The organism is Iamia sp. (assembly GCF_035575815.1).
GTDB lineage: Bacteria > Actinomycetota > Acidimicrobiia > Acidimicrobiales > Iamiaceae > Iamia.
In genome coordinates this window covers 22,745-31,043 of the sequence record NZ_DATLXO010000020.1, presented here as the reverse complement: position 1 = coordinate 31,043, position 8,299 = coordinate 22,745, and the positions used below count along the sequence as shown (strand labels likewise).

At 70.8% G+C, this 8,299-nt stretch carries 8 protein-coding genes and 1 tRNA gene; 5 read left to right on the top strand and 4 right to left on the bottom strand.

The genetic code is table 11. The features are described 5' to 3' along the window. Positions 1-127: 127 nt before the first annotated feature. Positions 128-274, top strand: coding sequence for a hypothetical protein (locus tag VNL12_RS01595; RefSeq protein WP_325590945.1), 147 nt, complete (start codon positions 128-130; stop codon positions 272-274). A 243-nt stretch (positions 275-517) separates the two neighbouring features. Here VNL12_RS01595 and VNL12_RS01590 read toward each other — a convergent pair whose 3' ends face one another. Both VNL12_RS01590 and VNL12_RS01585 read right to left on the bottom strand, forming a co-directional pair. Next, positions 518-1,762 carry an ArnT family glycosyltransferase gene (locus tag VNL12_RS01590; protein WP_325590944.1) on the bottom strand — a complete coding sequence of 415 codons (1,245 nt, stop codon included), beginning with the start codon at positions 1,760-1,762 and terminating at the stop codon, positions 518-520. Positions 1,763-1,993: 231 nt separating this feature from the next. After that, a tRNA-Ala gene (locus tag VNL12_RS01585) sits at positions 1,994-2,069 on the bottom strand. 189 nt (positions 2,070-2,258) lie between these two features. Between VNL12_RS01585 and VNL12_RS01580 the strand changes: the two genes are divergently transcribed. The 3 genes from VNL12_RS01580 (at position 2,259) to VNL12_RS01570 (ending at position 3,999) form a co-directional block, all read left to right on the top strand. After that, positions 2,259-2,699 (top strand): nitroreductase family deazaflavin-dependent oxidoreductase, encoded by a 441-nt coding sequence (locus VNL12_RS01580; RefSeq protein ID WP_325590943.1) that lies wholly within the window; start codon positions 2,259-2,261, stop codon positions 2,697-2,699. A 62-nt stretch (positions 2,700-2,761) separates the two neighbouring features. Continuing rightward, positions 2,762-3,085 (top strand): PadR family transcriptional regulator, encoded by a 324-nt coding sequence (locus tag VNL12_RS01575; protein WP_349257777.1) that lies wholly within the window; start codon positions 2,762-2,764, stop codon positions 3,083-3,085. Beyond that, entirely contained in the window at positions 3,082-3,999 is a 918-nt protein-coding gene (locus VNL12_RS01570) for a LysE family translocator (RefSeq protein WP_325590940.1), read from the top strand. The genes VNL12_RS01575 and VNL12_RS01570 overlap by 4 nt, the downstream gene beginning before the upstream one ends. A gap of 100 nt (positions 4,000-4,099) precedes the next feature. Here VNL12_RS01570 and VNL12_RS01565 read toward each other — a convergent pair whose 3' ends face one another. After that, a complete protein-coding gene (locus VNL12_RS01565) occupies positions 4,100-4,744 on the bottom strand; it encodes a TetR/AcrR family transcriptional regulator (protein ID WP_325590938.1) in 645 nt (214 codons plus the stop codon). Between VNL12_RS01565 and VNL12_RS01560 the strand changes: the two genes are divergently transcribed. Beyond that, entirely contained in the window at positions 4,743-5,231 is a 489-nt protein-coding gene (locus tag VNL12_RS01560) for an isoprenylcysteine carboxylmethyltransferase family protein (protein WP_325590937.1), read from the top strand. The two genes, VNL12_RS01565 and VNL12_RS01560, sit on opposite strands and share 2 nt — an antisense overlap. Positions 5,232-5,374: 143 nt before the next feature. Here the strand turns inward: VNL12_RS01560 and leuS are convergent, their stop codons facing one another. Next, positions 5,375-8,284, bottom strand: a complete 2,910-nt coding sequence (gene leuS, locus VNL12_RS01555) for a leucine--tRNA ligase (RefSeq protein ID WP_325590936.1) — start codon at positions 8,282-8,284, stop codon at positions 5,375-5,377. Positions 8,285-8,299: the final 15 nt, after the last annotated feature.

Genomic DNA, 8,299 nt, shown 5'->3' with positions numbered 1-8,299 from the left:
AAGACTTCGAACCCACCCTCACACCCCTCCAACACCAAGTCCTCGACCTCCTCGGCATCCCCGCCGACACCTACACCAACGCCCCCACCACGCCATGACAAGTGGGGGCGCATAACGCCCCCGAGAAGTGCGGAACGTCAGCTGTAAGACCCCCGGTGAGCTCGACGAGGACGAGTCCAAGGTGTTCGATCCAGAAGGCGCAGTCGACATCTACGAACAGCCACCCGAGGACGAGCGCCCGCCCGAGTACCCTTCGCCGGCCGAGGAGGAGTAGTCGACGGAGCGGGCACGACGCCTCCCAACTCGGCTCCCAGGCCCTTCGCCGGCCAGGGAAGCACCGTCCCCACCACCAATGAGAGCATCCTCCTGAAGGCCCTGTGGCCACGTGCCCGTGGTCGACACGGCCGGGGCGATCCGGCGCCCACCGCCCCCGAGGTCCTTCGCGCCGAGATCGCCTGATGAGGCGCCTGATAGGAGGCCCCGACCCTGGTCGACCCAACGGTCGCTGATCGCCTCGTCAAGCGCGGCATGAGCTCGGGGTGAGGGACGGGGCCCGTGCCCGCCGCGCCGTGCGGGCGACGAGCAGTGCCTCGACCCCCACCGCAGCCAGGACCACGATGGAGGGCTCGGCCGGTGCGCGGAACCGCATCAAACCGAAGAACGAAGCGGCGGTCAACGTCACGACCACCAGCGGAGCCAGCAGCGGGATGAGCGAACGTCGGGTCTGCCGGAGCGCCCGCGCGCCGAACACCGCCGCGCCCACCAGCCCGAAGGACATGGCCCACCCTGTGGTCGACGCCCATCGCGGCCGTCCCTCCGTCTGGGCCAGCGAGATCATCTGGAAGGGGCGGTAGACGCCCCACATGCGACCAACCCGTGCCGCCATGACGACGGGGACCCGGTCGAGGTGACCGCGCATGTAGCGAAGGCCGATGCTGCGCTTCTCAGCGGCTTTCACCGATGGCTCGGGAGAATCGCCCCGACCCAGGCCGCAGGTCCCGTCGTGCAAGCCGAACAAGGGCCCGCGGTAGCTGTTCCTGCAGTTGGCACCGATGAGGCTGTCACCGTCGCCGTAGGAGATCAGCACCGGCTTGTCGAACCGCGACAGGTTGTACGCCGACCATGGGGCGACGGTGATGACCGTTGCGGCGATTGCGACGCCGCACAGCAGCAGCCGTCGCTTCGCATCGCGCGGTTGCACGCGCAGGGCCACGGGGATGAGGAGCAGGGGCAGCAGCAACGCAGATTCCGGCCGGCTTAGCATTCCCACGCCACACCAGACGCCGGCGGCCGCGCCGTCCACCCAGCTCCCTCTCCGGAGCAAACGGTAGGCGAACAGCACCGTGCCGGCGACCCCAAGCGTGGCGAGGGTCTCGCTGAGGAGTATCCCGTCGTTCATCCACAGATTGGGGTACACGGCCGCTGTGCCGGCGGCCACCAGGCCGGCACGGGTGCCAGCCGCCTCCCGGCCGATCAGCCCGATCACGGCCACCACGCCGGCACCGGCCAGAGCCATGGTGAGCCGCATGGCCAGTGCGCTGCCGTCTGTCAGCCAAGCGACCGGAGCCAGCACCAGGGAGGGCATCGGAGGGTGGTACGCCGCTTCTTGATCAGGGGGACCGAGCAGCGGGTTCTTGAACCCTTCGCCTCTCGAGAGCCGTTCGGCTCCGTTCTGGTAGTACAGCTCGTCGAAGGAGCGCACCGTGCCCGTCCGGGGCGACGTCATGTCCGGATCGGGCTGGTGTTGCGTCACGGCGAGCACGTAGGCACAACGGCCGGCGAAGGCGAGTAGCACTATCACCGTCAAGCGGGCCGCGAAGGACCGAAGGCGCATAGCGGGAGGATCGTAACAGCAAGCGGTCAGGCCCCTCACGGGTGAGCTGCTTGAAGCGCTGAATGGACAGACCATCGACGCCTGCCCCAGCGGCGGCGGCCCCGACGAGGTCAGCCCGGAGAACCTCGGCCCAGAAACCCACTCTGACCTGCGGTTATATGGTGGAGCTATGGGGAATCGAACCCCAGACCTCTTCCATGCCATGGAAGCGCTCTACCAACTGAGCTATAGCCCCGTGGGAGCGATCACCGTAGCACCGCCCTCGGATCCGACCGAAACCGCTTCGGGCGAGATTCGGGCGTCGACGAGGGCACCAAACGGCTTCTCGATCGGTCGCTTCGCGGCTTGGGGCACCGGTCTCCTCGCCGCGGCGTGCGGCGCCCACAGTAGCGTCGGCCGTCGGAGCCGACCAGGAGAGAACGCCATGCCGATCGACGCGCCGTATGAGCCTGGCCCCTGGGAGATCGTCGCCACGCAGGTGGAGCAGTACGAGGCCACCGGCGGCAAGGAGGGCGGCGAGATGCAGGGTGCGCCCTGCATCATCCTCTCCACCCTGGGCGCCACGTCGAGCCAGCAGCGCAAGACGCCGTTGATCCGAGTCGAGAAGGACGGTACCTACGCCGCGGTCGCGTCGATGGGTGGCGCTCCCGAGAACCCCGCCTGGTACGTCAACCTCAAGGCGCACCCCGACGTCGTCACCCTCCAGGACGGTGCGTCGGTCCACGACGCCACCGCCCGTGAGGCGACCGGCGACGAGAAGGCCGAGTGGTGGGCTGTGGCCACCGCGACGTGGCCCGCGTACGACGACTACCAGGCCAAGACCGACCGGGAGATCCCCCTCGTCATCATCGAGCCGCGCCGCTGACGCTCCGCCCGGCAGCCGGGCCTTGCCGACATGCCGATGATCGGTATATACCTGTCGACGTGGTGCGAGAGCCGACGTTCCTGATCCTGGCCGCAGTGGCCGCCGCGCCCCTTCACGGCTACGGGATCCTCCGGTCGGTCGAAGAGCTCTCCAACGGCCGGGTCCGGCTCCGGGCGGGGACCTTGTACACGGCGCTCGACCGGCTGGTCGGGGAAGCCTCGCTGGTCGTAGACCGCGAGGAGGTCGTCGACGGTCGGCTGCGCCGCTACTACCGCATCACCGACGTCGGACTCGATGCTCTCCGACTCGGGGTCGAGCACTTCGAGGCCAACGCGTCGGCCGCACGGGGCCAGCTCGCCCGCCGATCCGACGTGAGGTCGCGGTGAGCCTGGAACGCCAGTACCGCCATCTGAGTCGGTGGTTCCCGGCCGACTGGCGTGCTCGGAACGAAGAGGAGTTCATCGCCACACTGCTCGACGGGGCCGAGCCGGGTCGCGACTCGGTGTCACTCGCGGAGGCCGTCGACCTTGTTCGCGGGGCGATGGTCTTGCGGTCCCGGGCCCTGTTCGCTCAGCCCCGTCGGGCCGGCGGCGGTCGGTCTGCGCGTCGGTTCGGGTTGGTCGGCCTCGCCCTCTTCTCCGCGTGTGCGGTCGTGATGGTGGTGAGATCTTGGATCAGCGACATCTCGGTCGAGTTCCTGCTGACGTCGCTCATCGTGGTCGCCGTGCCCGGCACGGGGGTCTTCTACACGGTCTCGAGCTCGATCGGCGGCGGCTGGCGGCGCGGGTTCTTCGCCGCCATCGGCTGCACCTTCGGCATCGTTCCCCACGTGGTGGCGGCGATGCTCGGGCTCTCCGGGGTCATGCAGGCCGGGTCGGTCGCCTTCGAGGCCGTTCGCTGGGCGGGGGTCGCGTACTTGGTGGTGATGGGCGTGTCGATGATCCGCCACGGTGGCGCCCTGCGCTTCGACCCGGCTTCGACCGCCTCGATCGAACCGATCGCCCTGGTGGTGCGGCGGGGCATCCTGCTGAACCTCCTGAACCCGAAGCTGACGGTGTTCTTCTTCGCCTTCCTGCCGCAGTTCCTCCCCAGCCCGCCGGGCCTGCTCGACCCGAGGCTGATCGGGCTCGGTGGCGTCTTCATGCTCATGACCTTTGCCGTGTTCGTCGTCTACGCCTGGGCCAGCGCCGCGGTCCGCGACCGCGTGCTCGGTGCGCCCGTCGTGCTGCGCTGGGTCCAGCGATCACTGGGTACGCTGCTGATCGGGGTCGCGGCCCGCCTCGCAGTCACGGACCGCTGAACCCCGGGCGAAAGGTTTCATCGCGGCCGAGCGGGGGTCAGTGGCCGGACCTCTGTCGGGTCGGTCGTCAGTTCCAGCACCGTCGCAGCTTCCGTCGAGCTCAGTCGGTCCTGAGGTAGGCGACGACCATGCGGGTGATCTCGGCGGTGAGCACGTCGTCAGCGATGCCCGAGGCGTCGTCGGTGGCCACCCGGTGCACCAGTGACTCGACCGTGTCGATCACCAGCCGGGCCGCCACCGTCGGGTCGGCCACCCGCACCTCGGGGTGGCCAGCGAGGAGGGCCGCGACCCGGCCGGTGAGCTCAGCCTCGAGGGCGCGGAGCCGGGCCAGCTGCTCGGGGGGACGGGGCGCCTCCTCGAAGAGCACCCGGTGGAGCTGGCGGTCGGTGGCGTGGAGTCCGACGAGCGCGCCCACCGTGGCGGCGATCAGCTCGGACAGTGGGGGAGGGTTCGCTCGGTCGCCGATGGCGTCCGCCAATGCGGCCTCGAGCACCGCCGCGCCGGCGTCGATGTGGGCATCGACCAGCTCGACCAGGATGGCGTCCTTGTTCGGGAAGTACTGGTAGAGCGAGCCCACCGACAGTCGGGCCGCGGCGGCGATGCGGTTGGTGGTGCCGTGGGAGTAGCCGTGCTCCTCGAACACGGCGCGCGCCGCGACGAGGATGCGAGCACGAGTCTCGGCGGAGCGTCGTTGCCGTGGGTCCTTCCGGGGCCGGAGCGGTGGCGGGAGCGTGGAGGCGGTCATGCGGAACCTGGTGATCCGTGGGGCAGCGGGATGCGGCGACCCGCTCGAGGCACGGGCGACCGAACCGGGGAGAAAGCGAGTCGACGAACACGAGCAATCCCTCGGGGTCGCGGCTGCCATCGGGGGCGCGTCGGTCGCGGCGGTGGCCGGGGTCCTCACCGTCGTCGCCCAGGCGCAGATGGGGGCGTCGTGGCGGATTGGCGTGCAGGCCGGCGAGCGCACCGAGCTGATCACCCACGGGCTCTACGCGCACGTGCGGAACCCGATCTTTACCGGGATGATCACCTTCGCGGCCGGCCTCGCCCTGCTCGTGCCCAACGCACCGACCCTCGTGGGCGCGGCCCTGGCCGCCGCCACCATCGTCGCCCAGGTGCGGATGGTGGAGGAGCCCCACCTGCGGTCGGTCCACGGCGCGGCCTACCAGGTGTGGGCCGCGCACGCTGGTCGCTTCGTCCCCGGGATCGGCCGGTCCTTGCCCGCTTCCTGAGCGGACCGCTGAGCCCGTTCCTCCCGTGGCCATCCTCCGAGGCGGGTCGTGGGGATCCGTTCTGACACCCCACGCGGCCACCGGTGGCGCCGTGGTGCCTCAGAAGCGAGGTCACCCGCGAGACGCCGGTGGGACGGCGGCCGTCAGGCGACGACGAAGTTCACCATGCGCCCGGGGACGATCACGACCTTGCGGATCGTCGCCCCCGAGAGCAGCGCCGCCACCTTCTCCTCGGACCGGGCCGCGGCCTCCATGGCGTCGCGGTCTGCGTCGGCGGCGACGGTGACCCGTCCCCGCACCTTGCCGTTGACCTGCACCGGGATCTCGACCGTGGTGTCGACCAGCCAGGTCGCATCCGCGGCGGGGTAGGGCTCGTGGGCGAGGGAGCCGTCGTGGCCGAGCCGGGCCCACAGCTCCTCGGCGACGTGGGGGGCAAGCGGGGCCAGCAGCAGCACCAGCGCGTTGGCGACAGGGCGCGGCACGCCGCCGTCGGGGTGGGTGGCGGTGAGGTGGTTCGTCAGCTCGGTGATGCGGGCGATCGAGGTGTTGAACCGCAGCGTCTCCATACCGTTGCGCACCGACGCGATGGCGCGGTGCAGCACCCGGAGCGTGGCATCGGACGGCTCGACGTCGGCGACCCTGACTGCGCCGGACTCCTCGTCGATCACGACGCGCCACACCCGCTGCAACAGGCGGTACATGCCGACCACCGCAGTGGTGTCCCAGGGTCGGCTCTGGTCGAGGGGCCCGGTGAACATCTCATAGAGGCGCAGCGTGTCGGCGCCGTAGGCCTCGCAGATCTCATCGGGAGCGACGGCGTTCTTGCGGGACTTGCCCATGCGGCCGAGCTGGCGCCGCACCGGGTTGCCGTCGTGGAGGAACCGCCCGTCGCGCTCGACCACCTCGGCGGCGGGAACGTGGAAGCCGCGGTCGTCGGTGTACTCGTGGGCCTGGATCAGTCCCTGGTTGAACAGCCGGCGGAACGGCTCCGACGAGCTCAGGTGCCCCAGGTCGAAGAGGACCTTGTGCCAGAAGCGGGCGTAGAGCAGGTGCAGCACCGCGTGCTCGACGCCGCCCACGTAGAGGTCGACGCCGCCGCAGTCACCGTCGAACTGCGGACCCATCCAGTACCGCTCGTTCGCGGGGGCGACGAGCTGCTCGTCGTTGTGCGGGTCGAGGTAGCGCAGCTCGTACCAGCACGACCCGGCCCAGTTGGGCATGGTGTTCAGCTCTCGACGGTAGGTCTGGGTGCCCTCACCGTCGCCCAGGTCGACCGCGACCGTGGACCAGCCCTCGACCCGGCCCAGGGGCGGCTCGGGCTCGGAGTCCTCGCGATCCGAGGTGGTGGGCGTGAAGTCGTCCATCGGCGGCAGCTCGAGCGGCAGGGCCTCTGACGGCAGGGCCCGGGCCTCGCCGTCGGCGCCGAAGACGATGGGGAAGGGCTCGCCCCAGTACCGCTGGCGGCTGAAGAGCCAGTCCCGCAGCTTGTACTGGACCTTCCCCCGACCGAGGTCGCGCTCCTCCAGCCAGGCGGTGATGGTGGCCTTGGCCTCGGCGACCCCCAACCCGTTCAGCGTCACCTCGTCGTTGGCCGAGGCCACCGCCTCGCCGCCACCGTCGTAGGCCACCGGCCAGGTGTCGGCCGGCGCCGCCTCATCCACGCCGTGGGTGGCCCGCCAGGCGTCCGAGGCCCGGATCACCTCGGTGACCGGCAGCCCGAAGGCGCGGGCGAACTCGAGGTCGCGCTGGTCGTGGGCGGGGACGGCCATGATCGCGCCGGTGCCGTAGCCCATCAGCACGTAGTCGGCGACGAACACGGGCATCGGTTCCCCCGTCGCCGGGTTGGTCGCGACGCTGCCGGTGAACACGCCGGTCTTGGCCTTGTCGCCGGCCTGGCGCTCGAGCTCCGAGCGGCGCCCGGCGGCGGTGACGTACGCGCTGACCGCAGCGGCGGGGGAGGTCGCGCCGCCGGTCCACGACGGCGCGGTTCCCTCGGGCCAGACCTCGGCGGTGAGCCCGGTCACGAGCGGGTGTTCCGGGGCCACCACCACGTAGGTGGCGCCGAAGAGGGTGTCGGGCCGGGTCGTGAAGGCCTCGAGGTCACCGGTGGGCGTGGCGAAGCGGACCTGGGCCCCCGTCGAGCGGCCGATCCAGTTGCGCTGCATGGACTTGATGGCCTCAGGCCAGTCCAGCTGATCGAGGTCGTCGAGGAGCCGGTCGGCGTACGCGGTGATGCGCAGCATCCACTGCTTCATGGGGCGGCGGTACACCGGGAGGTTGCCCCGCTCGGAGCGCCCGTCGGCGGTGACCTCCTCGTTGGCCAGCACCGTGCCCAGTCCGGGGCACCAGTTGACCGGCACCTCGGCCCGGTAGGCGAGGCGGTGGCGGTTGACGACGACCCGGCGCTCGGCGGCGTCGAGCTCGGACCACGGTCGCCCCGACGGGTTGGTGCCCTCGGCGGGGACGCGGGTGCCGTCGTCGAGCTCGGCCTCCAGCTCGACGACGGGACGCGCCCGGTCGGCGTCCTCGTCGTACCAGCTCCCGAAGATCTGCATGAAGATCCACTGGGTCCAGCGGTAGAAGTCGACGTCGGTCGTGGCGATCGAGCGCCGGTGGTCGTGGCCCAGGCCGAGGCGCCGGAGCTGGCGGCGCATGGTGGCGATGTTGGTCTCGGTGGTGACCCGAGGGTGGGTGCCGGTGGCCAGGGCGTACTGCTCGGCGGGGAGGCCGAAGGCGTCGTAGCCCATGGTGTGGACCACGTTGTGGCCCGTCATCCGCAGGTAGCGGGCGAAGACGTCGGTGCCGATGTAGCCGAGCGGGTGGCCCACGTGGAGACCCGCGCCCGACGGGTAGGGGAACATGTCGAGGATGTAGCGCTTGGGTCGCCCGCCCAGGGTGTCGAAGCCGCCCGAGAGGTCACCGACCGGGTTGGGGGCGTGGAAGGTCCCCTCGTCCTCCCACCGATCCTGCCAGGCGGCCTCGATGGTGGCCGCGAGCGAGGCCGAGTAGCGGTGCGCGGGCAGGTCGGGGTCGGGGGAGCGGTGCTCGGCCATGGCCCGGCACGGTAC

Excerpts from the sequence above, each read along its gene's own strand:
- VNL12_RS01565 (WP_325590938.1), bottom strand. The coding sequence starts at position 4,744 with ATGACCGCCTCCACGCTCCCGCCACCGCTCCGGCCCCGGAAGGACCCA.
- VNL12_RS01580 (WP_325590943.1), top strand. The coding sequence starts at position 2,259 with ATGCCGATCGACGCGCCGTATGAGCCTGGCCCCTGGGAGATCGTCGCC.
- leuS (WP_325590936.1), bottom strand. The coding sequence starts at position 8,284 with ATGGCCGAGCACCGCTCCCCCGACCCCGACCTGCCCGCGCACCGCTAC.
- VNL12_RS01560 (WP_325590937.1), top strand. The coding sequence starts at position 4,743 with ATGCGGAACCTGGTGATCCGTGGGGCAGCGGGATGCGGCGACCCGCTC.